An 18,266-nucleotide genomic window follows, 5' to 3' on the forward strand; every position below is an offset into this window, starting at 1 on the left:
CGCGTGTCGCCGAAAGATGGCACTATCCATGAGTGTGTGAAACGGATCATGGACCCGCATACCGATGGGCAGTGCGTTCAATTGCCGCCGGACCGATATACCGGAGCAGTTCCAAAGCTGGGCCAGCGCCGCCGACGACATGGGCGGTGCCTTCTTCGCCTATGATGTCGACGACATCGTGCTGGCGAACGGTCCCGGTCAGCGGCTTTACCCGGACGCGGACTGGACCGGGCCCGTCCCATTCGACGAGTGCTTCTGGTACGGGCTTCGGGTGGGCGCCACCCAGGACCAGCGGATCGCGGCGAATCCCGATTTCCACCTTCAGACGGTGAAGGCGTTCCGCTCCATCAGTCCCGCCTTCCGCTTCCAGCGCCGTTACGGCGGCACGCTGTTCGACCGCCATCACGTCAGGCTGGACGCCCGTTGGAACGCACAGCTCTGGCTGCCGGTCCAGGACGAGAGGCGGATGAGCGAGTTCACATTGACTCCGCGATCGACGGCCGTCGACCTGCAACGGCACAGCGTCCAGGAAAGGGCGCTCGCGCGGCTGATGGCGCTGGTGGACGGGATGGGGGTGTGCGTCGGGGTGGTCAACGCCGCCGGCCGGATGGTGGACTACACGCCGTCGATGGTGTCGTTTCTCAGCGAAGCCAATGGGTTGTACCTCGACGAGCATGACGTGCTCACCTGCACGTCCCCGCCGGTGACGGAACGGCTCAGGGCGTCCATCGCCCAGATCGCCCTGGGCCGCCTGCCCGCGACCATGGTCTCCGTCCCCGTGTCCGGAGCGGCGCCGCTTCAGGTCGGGCTGCTCGCGTCATCGCCGGGTGATCCCTGCGCCATCGTCGCCGTCTCGCACAGCGATGACTCGGACCGCTTCGCGGAGATTCTGCGTGAGGCCTACGGGCTGACCCCGGCGGAAGCCGAGGTGGCCATCCAGATCGGGGCCGGGGTCCAGATCGACGAGATCGTCGCGGCGTCGGGGCGAAGCCGGCACACGGTGAAAGCCCAGGTGGATTCGGCAAAACGGAAAATCGGCGCCGACCGTCAGCATGCACTGGCGCACCTGCTGACCAAGGCGGCGGCGATTGTCGGCGGGCTTCGGTCCGCAAAACACTGAGGAGTTGAGAATGACGAACCTTGCTTTCATTGAAGCCTATGACTTTTCCCACATTGTTTCCCGTCTCCAGGCCGCGGGAACCGAGGCCGGCCCCGCGTCGGCGGCCTGCGAACAACTGCGCCAGTTCCTGTCCCTGCGCGCCATGTACCCGGCCACGCCGCTGACCGCGTGGGAATCGATGGACAGCGCCTGGCATGCCTTCCTGGAGGACGATGGCGAATACGCGGCCTTCTGCGACGCGGCGTTCGGCGCGCCGGCCGTGCATGACGCCGACGTGTTCGGGACGGCCGATTTCTGGGTGGGCTGGACCAACAGCTGCGCCCTGATGATGAAGCATTTCGGCGTCGAGCTGGAGACGGACCGTTCGGCGGCGCGCCAGTCCTGGAACGCTGCGGCCGGCTGCATGCTTCAGCCGATCGCGGCCTGATCCGCGCACGCCCCGGCCGCGTCTCGCGGCTGGGGCGGCCTTCCGACACGACAGACGCCCGGCTGCGCTAACAGCCGGGCGTCCCGTCGGCGGTACGGAAGACCGGGCCGCGAACATGATCCCCACGGAGCCTTGGAAGAAGCCATGAAGACCGTTGATGAAAATACGCCCTATCCCTTGGAGCGCAAGCCATTGCGCGAGGCGTTCGCGCCATTTCGCGGCCTTCCGCCGGGACGTGCCCGCCGCGCCGGGGACGGAGGCCGGATGGCATGAGCCCAGTCTGTCTTCCCATCCGTGACCGGAGGGCTCAGAGCCCGACCTTTCCGGTGATCGAGATCACGCATCTGACGCTGGCCGACGCGGCGGACTGGCAGGTCGCCGTCGTGACCGAATGCCGCCGGCGGAAGGCGCTGACGCCGGCCCTGGCCAACTGGCTGGAACGCGTCGGCCTGTTGTCCCGTTGCAGTTTCCTGTCCAGCTCCGGGCCGGGCGAGCCGCTGTCCCTGTTCCGCCCCGGCCGGTCGGCCTCGCCGGTTTCCGGCAGGCCGTGGGGGGAGGGGGGCCTGGAGCCGGACGGAGCGGAGACGGCCGCCGTCACGCCGGATCCGCTCGTCGCGTTCGCCCGGGATGTCGGCGCGGAATACGCCGAGAGCGTCGGCCCTGGTGAAACCGCTTTCAGCCGGGTGATCGTGTCCGGCGTCGGCCGCCCTTTCGTCTACACGCACGCCCTCTACGGCTGGGAGGATCGCGGCCGCCGCATGGTCCTGTCCGCCGTCGACATCCAGACCCTGCATTGAAGGAGGTCGCGGTGACGACACCCGTCGACACGCCTCCGATGGGAGATGCCTTCGTGGTTTCCGATGCCGGCCGGGAGGAGGCCGCCCATCTGCCCCAGATCGATCATCTGTCCATTGCCCAGCTTCGCCAGCGCGCGGCGGGCAACCGCGACGATGCCCGGCGGATGAAGGGACGGGGCTTTGCCGGCTGCGTCGCGATGCTGCTCGCCGATGCCGAGCGGTGCGAAGCCCGGATTCGGGAGTTGGAGGCGATGTGCGGGCGCATAGGCTCCGGCAGCGCCCGCCGCGCCATCGCCGCCGCGGCCCGCTCGATATCCTGAGCCTGCCCGCGGCGTCGGTCGGGACGGGGACTCGCTTCCAGCCTCGGAGCGGCGCCCGGTCCGGGGCCGCTCCGAGGCCGGGGCGACGGAAAAGCCGTTACTGCGGGGCCATGCGGATGGCGCCGTCCAGGCGGATGACGTCGCCGTTGAGCATCTCGTTTTCCACGATGTGCTGGACGAGACGGGCGTACTCCTCCGGCTTGCCGAAGCGCTTGGGGAAGGGGACCGTCGCGGCGAGGCTGTCCTGGACCTCCTGCGGCATGTTCAGCAGCATCGGCGTGCCGATCAGGCCGGGCGCCACCGTCATCACGCGGATGGCGTTGCGGGCGAGGTCGCGGGCGGCGCAGATGGTCAGCGCGACGATGCCGCCCTTCGAGGCGGCGTAGGCGGCCTGCCCGACCTGCCCCTCGTAGGCGGCGACCGAGGCGGTGTTGACGATCACGCCGCGCTCGCCGGAGTCGAGAGGCTCCAGCTTCGCCATGTCGGCCGCGGCCAGACGCAGGACGTTGAAGCTGCCGATCAGGTTGACCTCGATCACCGCGCGGAAGGATTCCAGCGGCATCGGGCCGTCGCGGCCGACGATGCGCTGGGCCGGGGCGATGCCGGCGCAGTTCACCGCGATGCGGGCCGGGCCGTGCGCCGAGCGGGCCTGGTCGAAGGCGCGCTCGGCCGAGCCGCTGTCGGTCACGTCGCAGACCAGACCCAGACCGCCGATCTCGTGCGCGGTCTTCAGGACCGCGTCCTCGTTGACGTCGAGCACCGTCACCTTGGCGCCCAGGCTGGCGAGATGACGGGCGGTCGCCGCCCCCATGCCCGAGCCGCCGCCGGTCACGATGGCGGACAAACCTGCGATGTTCATGGCGTCTCCTCCTTAATTGCGGCTGGCGGACCGTTGCGCCGGCCTTGCGGGTGTCGCTGCGCGATCGCACCTGTATAACGGATGTGCGCGATCACCACACCCTACCGTATGGTCAAGCCCACCGGGAGAGTCCATGCCGACCGGCACCGATCTGGTTCTCTACGACCCCGTCCGCGTGGAACGCGAGGAGCGCTTCGTCCGTCGCAACTTCTGGCGGAAGCTGCGCGCCAACCTGCATCGGATTCCGTTCCTGGAGGAGTTGCTGGCGGCCTATTTCTGCGCGACCGATTCGGGGACCCCGTTCAAAGTGAAGGCGATCCTGCTGGGCGCGCTGGCCTATTTCGTTCTGCCGGTGGACGCCTTGCCGGACTGGCTGCTGGTCGCCGGCTTCACCGACGACGCGGCGGTGCTGGCGGCCGCCATCCAGGCGGTGCGCACCAACCTGATGCCGGACCATTGGCTGCGGGCACAAGAGGCGCTGCGCGTGGAAACGGCCGGCCTGGACAAGGCTGGGATGGGGGACGGACCCCAGCCGGCCGGCTGATTGGCCGGCGGCCAGTCACTCACCTGCTCCGCCGGCCCTGGGTGGCGTCGCGGTGCATGGTGTAGACCGCCGAGCCGGCGATGATCGCGGCGCCGGTCCACCCCCACACATCCATCGTCTCGCTGAAGGCGAGCCACGCGATCACCGCGCTGAAGGGGAGCCGCGCGTAATCGTAAGGCATCATCGTCGAGGCTTCGGCGAGCGCCATCGCGCGGGTCATGGCAAGCTGGCCCAGCGTCAGAAGCGCGCCCAGCGCCGCCAGCCAGCCGAGCATCGTCCAACTCGGCCAGACCCAGACGAACAGGGCCGGAACCAGCGCCATCGGCGTGACGAACAGGCTGAGATAGGTGACCACCACGGCGGTGCCGTCCGTCCTGGCCTGCGTCCGCATTTGCAGAATAGTGGCGGCGGCGGTCATGCAGTGCAGCAGCAGCATGGAGAGGGCGAGAAGCGCCCCTTCCCCGGCGGCGTCCCCGCCATTGGGCCGCAGCACGATCAGCACCCCGGCGAAGCCGACGCCGATGGCGCCCCAGCGGCGCATCCGGACCGATTCCCCCAGGAACAGGGCGGCGCCGATGGCGACGAACAGCGGGGTGGCGAAGCTGACCGCCGTCGCGGTGGCGAGCGGAATGTGGGCGACGCCGTAGAACCACGCCATCATCGCGACGAGGCTGGTCAGCGACCGCGACACGTACAGCCCCATCCGCCCGCCCGACGCCACCGCGCGGAAGGTGGCGGCGCCGCTGGTCAGCGCCCAGGGCAGCATGATCATCAGGCTGAACAGATTGCGGAAGAACACCACCTGGAAGGGATGAAGCTCCAGGGTGACGTGCCGGATCGCCGCGTTGCCGGCGGCGAAGACCAGGGCTGAGCCGAGCATCCAGAACACCGCCTCGACCATGCGGCTGGAGGTCGAGGGGAGGATGGCCAGGCTTGGGGCTGGTGCTGACACGATCGCGTGGTCCGGCATCGGTGCGGGGAGATGCGAAGGGCGGTGTGTTTCCCATCCGGGAAAACAACCCCGCTGACGTCCATCTTCCACCTTGCCCGCGGGTTCCGCAAGGGATACCGCATCCTTATGATTGTCTCTTTCGGCGATCATATCCCGGTATGAGTGTGTCTCCGACCGCCACCACCGCTCCTTGCGGGCGTGCGGCGCGTCGGTGCGGAGACGCGAACATGGGGGGCCCGCCCTTCAGGCCGGGCGCGCGGCGGGCATGCGGACGGTGAAGCGGGTGCCGGGGGCGATCGGTTCGACCGCCAGCGTCGCGCCGAGCTGGCCCGACAGCGTGTGGATCAGGCGCATGCCCAGGCTGCGGCTGCGGCGCCAGTCGAACCCGGCCGGCAGCCCGACGCCATGGTCGGACACCGTCAGGCGGATCGCGCCCGACGGCTCGCGCGCCAGCCCGACGGCGATCGGGTGCGGCGGCCCGTTGGCGCGGCGGTCCGGGTAGGCGTGCTTGATCGCGTTCATCACCAGCTCGTTGGCGATCAGCCCGAGGGGGACGGCCTGGTCGGTCGGCACCTCGACCGGCTCCACCGCCAGTTCCAGCCGCCAGCCGCCGCCCTCCGACAGGGCCGAGCGTTCGAGGTCGCGGCACAGCGCGGTCAGGTAATCGTGGAAGGGGATGAAGCGAACGTCGTCGATCCGGTAGAGGAGGCGGTGGATGTCGCTGATCGCCTGCACCCGCCGCCCGGCCTCGTCGAGCTGGGCGCGCAGCCGCAGGTCGCCGGCCGACTGCGCCTGAAGGCTCAGCAGGCTGGAGACGACCTGCAGGCTGTTCTTGATGCGGTGGTTGACCTCGCGCATCAGCAGGTCCTTTTCCGCCAGCGCGCTGTCGCGCTCGCCGACCGCCTGCTCCAGCGAGGCGGTGCGGTCGCGCACCCGCGCCTCCAGCTCGCTCTGCACCAGCCGGGCGGCCCGCGCCTGCCGGAAACCGAAGAGCGACAGGGCGAGCAGCGCCAGGGCGGCGGCGGCGGCCAGCCCGACATAGGGCGCGATGGCGCGGCTCCAGGCGTCGAGCACCGGGGCGACGTCGTGCTGGACGACGACGTGGACCGGCCAGTTCTCCACCTGGCGGTGGGCGAAGATGATCGACTCGTCGCTGACGATGCCGCCGGCGGGGGTGGCGCGGATGGCGCGGCGCCCGGTTTCGGACAGGGGGGTGGGAGCACCGGCCGAACGGTCCGGTTCGCGGACCAGCACGCTCAGGTCCTGGTCGCGGACCATCGCCGTCACCGGCTCGTAGGACAACTCCAGCTCCTTGTAGAAGCCGGACAGATAGGCGGGATCGATGGTGACGGAGGCCATGCCGCGGAAGGCGCCGTCCGGGGCGGACAGGCGGCGGCTCAGCAGGAAGGACGCCTTGTTGGTGATCCGCCCGACAATGCGCTCGCTGATGTAGGGGCGGTCCGGGTTGCTCCGGTGGAAATGGAACATCTCGCGGTCGGAGGCGTCCGACGGCGGCGACGGGAAGGCGACGGTGGTCAGGCGCAGCTGCCCCGTCCGGTCGTTCAGCCAGACGGCGTCGAGAAAGGGCAGGCGGGTGCGCTGGCTGTTCAGCCGTTCCCACAGGGTCCGGGAGCCGGCGATGCCGTCCCAGTCCAGCCCGGTCGTCTCCTGCGCCGCGTATTCGACCAGCAGGTCGGCGGCGTCGAACAGGCGGGCGGCGTGTTCCGCCAGCACGCGGACGGCGGCCTGGGCGCGGTCCTGGGCGTTGGCCAGGGCGCGCTCGCGCGACTGCACGCCGACGATGAGGGTGACGCTGGCGAGGAAGACCAGACCGCAGGCCGCGAGCCAGCCGATGGCCGCCTCCAGGCGCGGCTTCCGGAACGAGGCGGGGGCTCCCGTCGAAGGCGCGGCGGCCGGTGGCTGGGGCAGGTCCATGCGGTCGGTCGTCTGACGATCCCTTCGGTCCGGGTCAGGATGGTGGCACGGCAACGCAACATCGTAACCCTGCCTTTCGGCGGTGTCACGCGGCTGTCGATCGACCGAAGGCCGGAGCGTCAGACGAGCCGGACGGCGATCACGGCGAGCAGCGCGGCGATGACCCACAGGGCGGCGCGCTCGCCGCGCCGGCGGCGGTTCCAGCCCTGGAGCATCTGGCGCACCGTCGCCGGATGCAGGCGTAGTCCGCCGTCGGCCATGTCGGCGACCACCCGCTCGGCCTCGCGGACCAGGGCGGGGACGCGGCGGATCGTGGAGAGCGCGGCCCCGGCGTCCTCCAGGAACTGGGCCTCCGGTCCGCGGTTCTCGCGCATCCACTCCTCGATCAGCGGCCGCGCCAGCTCCCACATGTTGATGTTCGGGTTCAGCAGGCGCCCGACCCCCTCGGCCGTCAGCATGCTCTTCTGGAGCAGCAGGAGCTGCGGCTGGGTCTCCATCTCGAACTGCTCGGTGACGGCGAAGAGCTGGGCGAGCAGCCGGCCGACCGAAATCTCGTTCAGCGGCTTGTTCTGCAACGGCTCGCCGATGGCGCGGCAGGCCTGGGTGAAGACCTCGATCGACTGGTGGCGGGGGACGTAGCCGGCCTCGAAATGCACGACGGCGACGCGGCGGTAGTCGCCGGTCAGGAAGCCGATCAGCATGTCGGCGAGGTAGGTGCGCGTCGCCCGGTCGAGCCGGCCCATGATGCCGAAATCGACCGCGGTGATGGTGCCCTGCTCGTTGATGAACAGGTTGCCGGGGTGCAGGTCGGCGTGGAAGAAGCCGTCGCGGAACACCTGGTTGAAGAAGCTGGCGGACGCCATCGCCAGGATCTCGTCGCGGTCGAAGCCGGCGTCCTCGATGCGCGCCGCCTCGTCCACCTTGAAGCCGCGGATGCGCTCCAGCGTCAGCACGCGGCCGCCGGTGCGCTCCCAGTCGATGCGGGGGACGTTGAAGGTCGGGTCGTTGGTGAAGTTGCCGCCCAGCTCCGACGCGGCGGCCGCCTCCATCCGCAGATCCATCTCCAGCCGCGAGGTGCGGGCGAAGGTGTCGACCACCTCGCGCAGGCGCAGGCGGCGCAGCTTGGGCAGGACGAACTCGGCGAGCGCGGCCAGCCAGTAGAACAGGTCGATGTCGCGCTCGAAGGCGGCTTCGATGCCGGGGCGCAGCACCTTGACCGCGACCTCCTCGCCGTCGGCCGTCACCGCGAAATGCACCTGCGCGATGGAGGCGGCGGCGACCGGCCGGTCCTCGAAGCTCCGGAACAGCGCCTGGACCGGCTGGCCGAACTCGGCCTCGACGATGGCGCGGGCCTGGGCGCCGGGGAAAGGCGGCAGCTTGTCCTGCAACTCGGCCAGATCGACCGCCATCCGCTCGCCGACGAGGTCGGAGCGGGTGGAGAGAAGCTGCCCGAGCTTGATGTAGGTCGGCCCCAGCTCGGCCAGCGCGCGGGCCAGCCGCTCGCCGTCGCGGCCGGGCACGTTGCGGCGGGCGACGCGGCGCCACAGCCACAGCAGGCCGGGCGCCGTGCCGAGCAGGGTCGCGGGCAGCGCGTCGTGGCGGGCGGCCGTGCGGCCGATGACCGCGAGGCGGACGAGGTTGCGCAGGATGCGGATCACGGGAAAGGGTCGCCTCTAGATGCGCCAGCCGGAATGGATGGCGGCGATCCCGCCCGTCAGGTTGCGCACCCGCACCGACGCGAAGCCGGCGGCCTCGATCCGCCTGGCGAGATCCGCCTGGGGCGGGAAGCGGCGGATGCTCTCGGCGAGGTAGCGGTAGCTGTCCTCGTCCTTGGCGACGATCCGGCCGATCTTCGGCAGCACCTGGAAGGAGTAGAGGTCGTACAGCTCGCGCAGCACCGGCAGCACGACGTGGCTGAACTCCAGGCAGTAGAATTTGCCGCCGGGCTTCAGGACGCGGTGCGCCTCCTTGATGGCCTCGTCGATGCGGGTGACGTTGCGCAGGCCGAAGGCGATGGTGTAGGCGTCGACCGAGCGCGGGGCGACCGGCAGCCTCTCGGCGTCGCCGACGGTCCAGTGCACGCCGGACAGGATGTTGCGGTCGATGGCGCGGTCGCGGCCGACGCGGACCATCGCCTCGGTGATGTCGCAGACCACCGCCGCCCCGCCGCCGCCGTTCAGGAAGCGGAAGGCGATGTCGCCGGTGCCGCCGGCGACGTCGAGCAGCGTCATGTCCGGCTTCGGCGCCACCATCGCCATCAGCGTGTCCTTCCACAGCCGATGGATGCCGCCCGACATCAGGTCGTTCATCAGGTCGTAGTTGGTCGCCACGCTGCCGAAGACGGCGCGGACGAGCCCCGACTTGGCGTCGGGATCGACGGGCGTGAAGCCGAACCAGTTGCCTTCGGAACCGGAGACGGGGCCGGAGGCCGGCTTGCTCTGACGGGGGGGCGTGTCGCTCATGGCCGGGAACATAGCGCGGCGCGGGGGGCGACGCCAGCGGGGGCTTGGGCGGGGGATGCGGCGATTTGCGTGTCCGCCCCCCTCCCACGCCCGCTTCTGTCAGGAATGGACGGGCAGCATCGTCCGGAGGGTGACCATGATCTCCTCGACGCGGACGGGCTTGCTCATGACCTGGATCGGCGCCTGGAAGCTGGCCTTCAGCCGCTCGGCCAGATCGGGGGTGGCGTAGCCGCTGACGACGACGACGGGCAGGTCGGGGGCCTCGCCGCGCAGGTTCCGGATCAGCTCGTCCCCCGCCATCACCGGCATGCGCAGGTCGGTGACCACGGCGTCGAAGCGGCCGCCGCGCCAGCGCTCCAGCGCCATCTTGCCGTTGAAGGCGGTCGTGACGCGGAAGCCCTCCTCGACGAGCCCCTGCTCCAGCGCCATGATGGCGAGCACCTCGTCGTCGACCAGCAGGATGTGGGGGCTTTCGGACATGGCTGCTCTTCCATGACGGTGGGACACGCGTCGGGGCGCACGCGCCGCGCGGAACCGATTTTTGCATCGAACCGGTCCGGCATCCTAGCCCGACGGGAAGGGGTAGGGCGATAGGGAAAAGCCCTGAACAACCTTTGGTGCGGCGCGCCCGGACTTTGTGGTGGCGCACCCGGCCCTCGCCGTCCCCCGCGCTTTCAGGCTATGATGCCCGGAGCTGGGCGTCCGGCCTGTGACCGGAGCCCGTGCACGGACGAGGGGCGTGCGATCGTGAGGGCAGGGCTGAGGACGGTGCTCGCGGCGTGCCTGGGAGGGGTCGGGCTGGCCTTCACCATCGGCACGGCGGCCTTGCTCCAGGCGGAGGCCGGCGGCCGGATCCGGCAGATGATCGGCGTCCAGCTCCACGGTTACGCTGGGCAGGTCGCCGACAAGCTGGACCGCGGCATGTTCGAGCGCTACCGCGACCTGCTGGTGGTGACGAGCCTGGAGGCGATCCGCTCGGCCGAGGCGACCCGCGAGTCCCGGCGCGCGGTGCTCCAGAAGCTTCAGGACACCTATCCGGACTACGCCTGGATCGGCTTCATCGAACCGCGCGGCATCCTCCAGGCCGCGACCGGCCGCGTCAACGAGGGGCGCGACGTCAACGGGCGGGACTGGTGGCGGCAGGCGCTGGAGCGTCCCTACGTCGGCGACGTCCACGACGCGGCCGTCCTCGCCAAGCTGCTCTACGCCGACCGCCCGGAGGTTCCCCGCTTCGTCGATCTCGCCGCCCCGGTCCGCGACGAGGGCGGCGCCGGCCTTGGCGTGGTGGCGGCGCATCTGAGCTGGGACTGGGCGTCGGAGGTCGAGCGCTCTGTGCTGGGCGAGGTCGTGGAGGGGCGCCGGCTGGAGGCCATGATCCTCGCCGCCGACGACACCGTCCTTCTCGGGCCGAGGCCGCTGGTCGGGCAGCGCCTCGCCGACCTGCCGGCGCCGTCGGCGGAGGCGGGCCTGCGTGTCTGGCCGGACGGCACCGCCTACATGACCGGGCTGGCCGTGACGAAGGGATACCGCGACTATCCGGGCCTCGGCTGGAAGGTGGTGCTGCGCGAGCCGGCCGCGCTGGCCATGGCCCCCGTGACGGCGCTGCGCGACCGCGTGATCGCCTGGGGCGTGGCGGGCAGCCTGCTCGCGGTGGTCGTCGGGTATCTTCTGGCGACCTGGATCGCCGCCCCGCTCCGCGCCATGGCCGGGGCCGTGGGGGCGGCTCCGGAGGGGGCGTTGCCGACCCTGCCGGCGGCGAGCCGCTATGCCGAGGTCGCCACCCTGTCCGCCGCCATCCGGAGCTATGTCGGGAAGCTGTGGCGCGCGGAACAGAGTCTCAAGGAGTCGCTGGAGGAGAAGACCACCCTGCTCCACGAGGTCCACCACCGCGTGAAGAACAACCTCCAGGTCGTCTACGGCCTGATGATGATGGAGATGCGCAAGCTCCCCAAGGGCGATCCCGGCCGCGACCGGCTGGAGGCGCTGTCGCGGCGGATCACCGCGATGGGGCGCCTGCACGAGCAGCTCTGCCTGTCCGACGACCTCGCCCGGCTCGATTTCGCCGACCATCTGCGGCGGCTCTGCGACGCGCTGTCGGGCTTGCGGCCGCATGAGGCGGTCGCGATCCACGTCGAGGCGGAACCGACCATCTGCTCGCTGGAGGCGGCGACCCCGCTCGGCCTGATCGCCAACGAACTGGTCAGCAACGCGCTCAAGCACGGGTTCCCGGCCGGCCGGCCGGGCTGCGTCTCGGTCACGCTCGCCCATGACGCCGCCGGGCTGCGGCTGGTGGTGGCCGACGACGGGGCCGGCTGCGCCGGCGGGCTGCCGTCGGGCGGCGTCGGAACCGCGCTGGTCAACGCGCTGGTCGTCCAGATCGGGGGAAGGCTGACCTTCGACATGCGGGACGGCTGCCGGGCCACCCTGACGGTGCCGGCCGCCGCGCGGAACGGCGTGCGGGAGGCGCCGCAGCCGGCCGTGGCCGTGTGACGGCCGCAGCCGGCTGCGTGGCTGCGTGACGGCTGCCGCCGTCACCGTGGTCGTGTGACGGCTGCCGCCGTCGGCGCGGCCGTCCCCTCTTGCGTTCCGGTCCCGTTCACCCCACCCTCTGCCCCATGCCCGAGCTTCCCGAAGTCGAAACCGTGTGCCGGGGCCTCGCCCCGCACCTCGAAGGCCGCGTCCTGGTCCGAGTCGATCAGCGCCGCCCCAACCTGCGCATGCCCTTCCCCCCCGGCTTCGTCGAGCGGCTGACCGGCCGCCGCGTCGAGTCGGTGCGGCGGCGCGCCAAATACATCCTGGTGCATCTCGACGACGGGGCGGTGCTGATCGCCCATCTCGGCATGTCCGGCCGGATGGTCATCACGCCCGAGCGGCCCGACAGCCCCGGCAAGCACGATCATGTGGTGTTCGAGACCGACGCCGGCACCATCGTCACCTTCAACGACGCCCGCCGCTTCGGCTTCATGGATCTGGCGAGCGCCGACGCGCTGGGCGACCACCCGATGCTGCGCACGCTGGGGCCGGAGCCGCTCGGCAACGCCTTCTCCGGCCCGGTGCTGGCCGAGCGGCTGGCGGGAAAGATGACGCCGATCAAGGCGGCGCTGCTCGACCAGACGGTCGTCGCCGGGCTCGGCAACATCTATGTGTCGGAGGCGCTGTTCCAGTCGCGCCTCAGCCCGACCCGCATCGCCTCCACCGTCAGCGGCGCCAAGGCCGACCGGCTGGCCGCCGCGATCCGCGAGGTGCTGGGCCGCGCCATCGAGGCCGGCGGCTCGTCGCTGCGCGACTATCGGCAGGCGTCGGGGGAGCTGGGTTATTTCCAGCACCAGTTCGCCGTCTACGATCGCGCGGGCGAGCCGTGCCCCGGCTGCTCCTGCGACGTGGCCGCGACCGGCGGCGTGCGGCGCATTGTACAGTCCGGGCGCTCGACTTTCTATTGTGCGGCGCGCCAACGCTGATATACCTGGATCCATGACGGCTTTTCCGGCCACGCCTCGGGCGGCGCTCGTCGCCGCACTCCTCCTTGCCGGCCCCGCGGTCGCGGGCCTGGGGAGCCTCGCTTTTTCCTCCATTCCGGCCGAGGCGGCGGACCCTGCGCCTTCCGCTTCCGGGTCCTTCGTTCCCGGCCCCTTCGTTCCAGGACTGCCCGACATTCCGGCCATGCCCGGATTGAGTGCGGCGGAGGCCGAGCCGCTGGTCTTCGACAAGCCGGGCGGGCGCATCGTCCAGGCGGTGCTGTCGGGGGCGGTGCCGCGCAACGCGGTGCTGGCCTTCTACGACCAGACCCTGCCGCAGCTCGGCTGGCGGCGAACCGCCGAGCGGGTCTTCGTCCGCGAGGGCGAGGAATTGAGGCTGGAATTCACCGGAACGGTGAAGTCCGCCGCGGCGAGGGCCGAACCGACGACCATCCGCTTCACGCTGAACCCGCGCTGAGGCGGCCGTCGCCAGACAACCATAACACGCGAAACGCGAAACCAACCGGGGTGCCGCAACGCCGGCCTCCGCCAGATCGGGAGAGTGCTGCAACCATGTCGTACGAAACCATCCTCGTCGAGACCCGCGGCCCCGTCGGGCTGATCACGCTGAACCGTCCGAAGGCGCTGAACGCGCTGTGCGACCAGCTGGTGACCGAGCTGGGCCAGGCGCTCGACGCCTTCGAGGCCGATTCCGCCATCGGCGCCATCGTCATCACCGGGTCGGAGCGCGCCTTCGCCGCCGGCGCCGACATCAAGGAGATGGCCGGCTTCTCCTACATGGACGTCTATAACTCCAACTTCATCACCGCGAAGTGGGAGCGTCTGGCCAAGACCCGCAAGCCGACCATCGCCGCGGTGGCGGGCTTCGCGCTCGGCGGCGGCTGCGAGCTGGCGATGATGGCCGACTTCATCCTGGCGGCCGACACCGCCAAGTTCGGCCAGCCGGAGATCACCATCGGCACCATCCCCGGCGCCGGCGGCACCCAGCGCCTGACCCGCTTCGTCGGCAAGTCCAAGGCGATGGAGATGGTGCTGACCGGCCGCATGATCGACGCCGCCGAGGCCGAGCGCTGCGGCCTCGTCAGCCGCGTCGTCCCGGCCGCCGAGCTGGTCGAGGAGGCGGTGAAGGTCGCCACCAAGATCGCCTCGCTGTCGCAGCCGGTCGTCGCCATGGCCAAGGAGGCGGTCAACGCCGCCTACGAGACCACGCTGGCCGAGGGCGTGCGCTTCGAGCGCCGCCTGTTCCACTCGACTTTCGCCACCGAGGACCAGAAGGAAGGCATGGCCGCCTTCGCCGAGAAGCGCCAGCCGACCTGGAAGAATCGCTGATTCCACAGCGGATCCCTCCCCCGCATCTGGTGGGGGAGGGACAGATCCGGTCAAGATGTCGTCGCGCCGCCGAAAGAACAGACGGACGGCGGCGGGCGCCTTGACTCGGATGTCCTCGGCGCGTATAAGGCGCGCTCGCATCACGACAGCCGTGTCGTTCGGAGTAGGGTTTCCATGGCCAATCATAAGTCCGCTGAAAAGCGCATTCGTCAGACCGAGCGTCGCACGGAAGTCAACCGTGCCCGCGTCAGCCGCATCCGTTCCTTCGTGAAGAAGGTCGAGAGCGCCATCGAGGCCGGCGACAAGGCCGTCGCCGCCGAGGCCTTCAAGTCCGCCCAGCCGGAAATGATGCGCGGCGTCTCGAAGGGCGTGCTGCACCAGAACACGGTGTCGCGCAAGCTGTCGCGCCTTTCGGCCCGCATCAAGGCTCTGTGATCTAGAGTCTTCACGCTGGTTTCAAAAAGCCGCGCCCGTGACTCGGGGCGCGGCTTTTTGCGTTTAAAGTGAAGATCTGCAAGTTCGCTCGCTGTCCTGGATTTTCGATAATTTGGCCTATGGATTCTGTTATCGGTCTTTTGCCTGGCACGAACGATTTCGTCTTTTTGGCCCGTTCGCCATCTGTCCCATTGCCAGACATCTTGGCTGGGATTAAAGTTTTCTTCCGTTCGGGAGTGCGAAACGATGTGTTCGCCACGTTACGCCCCGCTCGGGAACATGACAAGAAAGCGGAGGTCTTGGACCAGCCGGTGATGAGGGAGTCACGGCGGGGAGCGGGATCTTCTTTTCCTTAAAACACGTTGCGTTCGTGGCGGGATTTACAATTTCGCCTTTTGTGTCGTTGGGCCGATCCGATCGTGGGCATCCATCCTGGGAGTCTTCCGGGGGGGGACAAGCCGGCGGTCGAACAGCCATGTGTATGGAACGGCCGTGGAATCGAACGGCCACGGGAACAAGCGCCGGCCGGTTCCGGTGGCGGGATGATCCCGGCCTCCCGTGGCGTGTGCGTCCGGGGCGGGGAGCAGGGGCAGGGGGAGCATGTCGGTCGGCGTGTCGTTGGATCAGCAGTGGGCGCGCATTCGCGGGCGCCTGAAGGATGAGGTGGGCGAGATCGCCTACCGCAGCTGGCTTCAGCCGCTGTCCGTCGCCAGCATGACCGGCGGCGAGGTGTGCATCGTCGTGCCGACGCGCTTCATGCGCGACTGGGTGCTGACCCATTACGCCGACCGCATCCGCGCCCTGTGGAACGGGGAGAATCCCGAGGTCCATTCCATCGACGTCATCGTCGCCTCGACCAGCGCGCCCGCCGCCCTCGTCGCCGACAACGACGACCGCGACGACCCGGCGCCCGGTCGTCCGGCCGAGCGGTTCGAGTCCCGCGCCTCCTTCGCTTCCCCGCCGGCCGAACGCCGTCCGGCACCGGGCGGCGATACGGCTCCGGCCGCCTCCTACACCTCCGCCTCCTACGGCGGGGGGGCGTCGGACGAGTCGCCGAACGCCGTGCCGGCGATCCTGGAGGACCGTTCCGACCTGTCCGCCGCGCTCGACCCGCGCTTCACCTTCGAGAATTTCGTCGTCGGCAAGCCGAACGAGCTGGCCCACGCCGCCGCCCGCCGGGTCGCCGACGCCACCGCCGTCACCTTCAATCCGCTGTTCCTCTATGGCGGCGTCGGGCTGGGCAAGACCCACCTGATGCACGCGCTGGCCTGGCAGATCCGCAAGAACGACCCGAACCGCAAGGTGCTCTACCTGTCGGCCGAGAAGTTCATGTACCAGTTCATCCGCGCGCTGCGCTTCAAGGACACGATGGCCTTCAAGCAGCAGTTCCGCTCGGTGGACGTGCTGATGATCGACGACGTGCAGTTCATCAGCGGCAAGGACTCCACCCAGGAGGAGTTCTTCCACACCTTCAACGCGCTGGTCGACCAGAACCGGCAGGTCATCATCTCCGCCGACAAGAGCCCGTCCGACCTGGAGGGCATGGAGGAGCGGCTGCGCTCCCGTCTCGGTTGGGGGCTGGTCGCCGACATCCACCCGACCACCTACGAGCTGCGGCTCGGCATCCTCCAGGCCAAGGCGGACGCGCTTCAGGCGACCATCCCGCTGAAAGTGTTGGAGTTCCTCGCCCACAAGATCACGTCGAACGTGCGCGAGCTGGAAGGGGCGCTGAATCGCATCGTCGCCCACGCCGAGCTGGTCGGCCGCTCCATCTCGCTGGAGACGACGCAGGAGGTGCTGCACGACCTGCTGCGCGCCAACGACCGCCGCGTCACCATCGACGAGATCCAGAAGCGCGTCGCCGAGCACTACAACATCCGCGTCGCCGACATGCATTCGGCCCGCCGCGCCCGCGCCGTGGCGCGCCCGCGCCAGATCGCCATGTACCTCGCCAAGCAGCTCACCGCCCGTTCGCTGCCGGAGATCGGCCGCAAGTTCGGCGGGCGCGACCACACCACCGTGATGCACGCGGTCAAGAAGGTGGACGAGCTGCGCGCCACCGACCCATCCTTCGCCGAGGACGTCGAGCTGCTGCGCCGCATGCTGGAAAGCTGAGCGGTTCCAGTCCCGTTCGCGTATGACGAACGCATGAAGTTTGGCGGGGCCCCCGTGTGGAACATGGACGGCCCCCGGTTCTCTCGGGCACACTCGCGGACTTGAGCGGGACGGCACCCAGACCGTCGCCGCGTGGAACGCGACAACGCCCAAGAACAGGGAGAACGGCGCCATGCCGAAGATCGACACGAAGATCGGCCCGACCAGCCTCGCCACCATGACCGAGGCCCAGCGGTCGAGCGCGGAGACCCAGCGCGCCGCCAAGAGCTTCTCCCGCCGCCTGCTGCTCAAGAGTGCGGCCGCCGTCGCCGGCGTCGCCTCGGTCGGGCCGTTCGTGCTGCGGGAGGGCCGCGCCGCCTCCGGTTCGGTGAAGATCTTCTCCTGGGCCGGCTACATCAGCCCGGACATGCTCGCCGACTTCGAGAAGAAGACCGGCGTCAAGGCGACCCTGACCGAATACGGCACCAACGACGAGTTGCTGAACCAGCTCAAGGCGACCGGCGGCGCCGGTTTCGACATCATCCACCCGACGGTGGACCGCGTGCCGAACTACGTCGAGTTCGACCTCGTCCAGCCGCTCGACGAATCGAAGGTCAAGTGGGACGGCTGCCTGAAGTCGTCGGTCGAGGGCTCCGCCGGCATGGGCGGCGTGGTCGGCGGCAAGCGCTTCCTCGCTCCGGCCGATTGGGGCACCGAGGGGCTGGCCTACGACCCGAAGGCCGCCCCTCTGGCCTACGGCAGCGCCAGCTACGGCGACCTGTGGGCGCCGGCCAACGCCGGCAAGGTGACGGTGCGCGGCCATTCCTCGCTGATCGGCATCGGGCTGTGGCTGGAGAGCCAGGGCAAGCTGCCGCACCCGATCCGCGACCAGTTCAAGGACGAGGCCAAGGCCCGCGCCAACTTCGACGCGATCCTCAAGGTCGCCGCCGCCAACAAGAAGTCGGTCGCCCAGTTCTGGACCAACGAGAACGAGGCCCAGGGCGCCTTCCGCACCAACGGCTGCGTCATCGGCCAGACCTGGGACTCGACCGCCGTCGCGCTGCGCAAGGAGGGGCTGCCGGTCCGCTTCGTCGCCCCCAAGGAGGGCGCGCTCGCCTGGATGGAAGGCTTCGCCATTCCGAAGAAGGCCGAGAACCTGGAGAACGCCTACGCCTGGATCAACTGGTTCTACACGCCGGAGGCGGGCGCGCTCTACACCAACTTCTCGGGCATCTCCAGCACCGCGGTCGGCGCCGAGGCGCATCTGACCGACCTGAACAAGCAGTTCTTCGCCGACGCCTATCCGGGCGACGCGTTGCAGAAGCTGTGGTGGTGGCCGATCCAGGAAGCCTGGTACGTTTCGATCCGCAACGAGTACCAGGACCGCTTCCTGGCGGCGTGAGGTCCGTGTTTCCAGGACACGGATGAACGGGCTCAAGCATCCCTGTTCATCCGTGTCCATCCGTGTTCATCTGTGTCTCAATTCACAGGCCGGTCAGTTTGGTCTTTGACACTG

Annotated in this window: 18 protein-coding genes; 12 read left to right on the forward strand and 6 right to left on the reverse strand. The window is 69.6% G+C overall.

The genetic code is table 11. From position 1 onward, the window contains the following. Positions 1–64 precede the first annotated feature (64 nt). From JN22_RS20835 to JN22_RS20850, 4 genes are all read left to right on the forward strand, one after another. Positions 65–1,120 carry a helix-turn-helix transcriptional regulator gene (locus JN22_RS20835; protein ID WP_085555753.1) on the forward strand — a complete coding sequence of 352 codons (1,056 nt, stop codon included), beginning with the start codon at positions 65–67 and terminating at the stop codon, positions 1,118–1,120. A gap of 10 nt (positions 1,121–1,130) precedes the next feature. Next, positions 1,131–1,547, forward strand: a complete 417-nt coding sequence (locus JN22_RS20840) for a glycine-rich domain-containing protein (RefSeq protein ID WP_085555754.1) — start codon at positions 1,131–1,133, stop codon at positions 1,545–1,547. A 326-nt stretch (positions 1,548–1,873) separates the two neighbouring features. Next, complete coding sequence (locus JN22_RS20845; protein ID WP_085555755.1) at positions 1,874–2,344, forward strand: hypothetical protein; 471 nt, start codon at positions 1,874–1,876, stop codon at positions 2,342–2,344. An 11-nt stretch (positions 2,345–2,355) separates the two neighbouring features. Beyond that, positions 2,356–2,664, forward strand: a complete 309-nt coding sequence (locus JN22_RS20850; RefSeq protein ID WP_143268371.1) for a hypothetical protein — start codon at positions 2,356–2,358, stop codon at positions 2,662–2,664. Between the two features lie 97 nt (positions 2,665–2,761). Here JN22_RS20850 and JN22_RS20855 read toward each other — a convergent pair whose 3' ends face one another. After that, a complete protein-coding gene (locus JN22_RS20855) occupies positions 2,762–3,523 on the reverse strand; it encodes an SDR family NAD(P)-dependent oxidoreductase (protein ID WP_085555757.1) in 762 nt (253 codons plus the stop codon). Positions 3,524–3,656: 133 nt separating this feature from the next. Between JN22_RS20855 and JN22_RS20860 the strand changes: the two genes are divergently transcribed. Beyond that, positions 3,657–4,067 carry a YkvA family protein gene (locus tag JN22_RS20860; RefSeq protein WP_085555758.1) on the forward strand — a complete coding sequence of 137 codons (411 nt, stop codon included), beginning with the start codon at positions 3,657–3,659 and terminating at the stop codon, positions 4,065–4,067. A 19-nt stretch (positions 4,068–4,086) separates the two neighbouring features. Here JN22_RS20860 and JN22_RS20865 read toward each other — a convergent pair whose 3' ends face one another. The 5 genes from JN22_RS20865 to JN22_RS20885 all read right to left on the reverse strand — a co-directional run bounded on the left by JN22_RS20865 (position 4,087) and on the right by JN22_RS20885 (position 9,896). Continuing rightward, entirely contained in the window at positions 4,087–5,019 is a 933-nt protein-coding gene (locus JN22_RS20865) for a DMT family transporter (RefSeq protein WP_223677818.1), read from the reverse strand. Positions 5,020–5,262: 243 nt separating this feature from the next. Continuing rightward, positions 5,263–6,954 carry a sensor histidine kinase gene (locus JN22_RS20870; RefSeq protein ID WP_085555759.1) on the reverse strand — a complete coding sequence of 564 codons (1,692 nt, stop codon included), beginning with the start codon at positions 6,952–6,954 and terminating at the stop codon, positions 5,263–5,265. Between the two features lie 119 nt (positions 6,955–7,073). After that, positions 7,074–8,612 carry a 2-polyprenylphenol 6-hydroxylase gene (gene ubiB, locus JN22_RS20875; RefSeq protein ID WP_085555760.1) on the reverse strand — a complete coding sequence of 513 codons (1,539 nt, stop codon included), beginning with the start codon at positions 8,610–8,612 and terminating at the stop codon, positions 7,074–7,076. A 15-nt stretch (positions 8,613–8,627) separates the two neighbouring features. Then, positions 8,628–9,416: a class I SAM-dependent methyltransferase gene (locus JN22_RS20880; RefSeq protein ID WP_223677819.1), complete on the reverse strand. Its 789-nt coding sequence runs from the start codon at positions 9,414–9,416 to the stop codon at positions 8,628–8,630. 99 nt (positions 9,417–9,515) lie between these two features. Then, positions 9,516–9,896: a response regulator gene (locus JN22_RS20885; protein ID WP_085555762.1), complete on the reverse strand. Its 381-nt coding sequence runs from the start codon at positions 9,894–9,896 to the stop codon at positions 9,516–9,518. Positions 9,897–10,163: 267 nt separating this feature from the next. On the opposite strand from JN22_RS20885, the gene JN22_RS20890 reads away from it, so the two are divergent. The 7 genes from JN22_RS20890 to JN22_RS20920 all read left to right on the forward strand — a co-directional run bounded on the left by JN22_RS20890 (position 10,164) and on the right by JN22_RS20920 (position 18,152). After that, a complete protein-coding gene (locus JN22_RS20890) occupies positions 10,164–11,906 on the forward strand; it encodes a sensor histidine kinase (protein ID WP_223677820.1) in 1,743 nt (580 codons plus the stop codon). 125 nt (positions 11,907–12,031) lie between these two features. Beyond that, positions 12,032–12,874 carry a bifunctional DNA-formamidopyrimidine glycosylase/DNA-(apurinic or apyrimidinic site) lyase gene (gene mutM / locus JN22_RS20895; protein ID WP_085555763.1) on the forward strand — a complete coding sequence of 281 codons (843 nt, stop codon included), beginning with the start codon at positions 12,032–12,034 and terminating at the stop codon, positions 12,872–12,874. A 202-nt stretch (positions 12,875–13,076) separates the two neighbouring features. Further along, entirely contained in the window at positions 13,077–13,349 is a 273-nt protein-coding gene (locus JN22_RS20900; protein WP_223677821.1) for a hypothetical protein, read from the forward strand. A 95-nt stretch (positions 13,350–13,444) separates the two neighbouring features. After that, the gene (locus JN22_RS20905) at positions 13,445–14,221 is read left to right on the forward strand and encodes an enoyl-CoA hydratase (RefSeq protein ID WP_085555765.1); all 777 of its coding nucleotides are present in this window, start codon (positions 13,445–13,447) and stop codon (positions 14,219–14,221) included. Between the two features lie 174 nt (positions 14,222–14,395). Next, the gene (gene rpsT / locus JN22_RS20910) at positions 14,396–14,656 is read left to right on the forward strand and encodes a 30S ribosomal protein S20 (RefSeq protein ID WP_085555766.1); all 261 of its coding nucleotides are present in this window, start codon (positions 14,396–14,398) and stop codon (positions 14,654–14,656) included. A 600-nt stretch (positions 14,657–15,256) separates the two neighbouring features. Next, complete coding sequence (gene dnaA / locus JN22_RS20915) at positions 15,257–16,771, forward strand: chromosomal replication initiator protein DnaA (protein WP_085555767.1); 1,515 nt, start codon at positions 15,257–15,259, stop codon at positions 16,769–16,771. Positions 16,772–16,943: 172 nt separating this feature from the next. After that, the gene (locus JN22_RS20920; RefSeq protein ID WP_223677822.1) at positions 16,944–18,152 is read left to right on the forward strand and encodes an extracellular solute-binding protein; all 1,209 of its coding nucleotides are present in this window, start codon (positions 16,944–16,946) and stop codon (positions 18,150–18,152) included. Positions 18,153–18,266 lie beyond the last annotated feature (114 nt).

The organism is Azospirillum agricola (genome assembly GCF_020005195.1).
GTDB classification, from domain to species: domain Bacteria; phylum Pseudomonadota; class Alphaproteobacteria; order Azospirillales; family Azospirillaceae; genus Azospirillum; species Azospirillum agricola.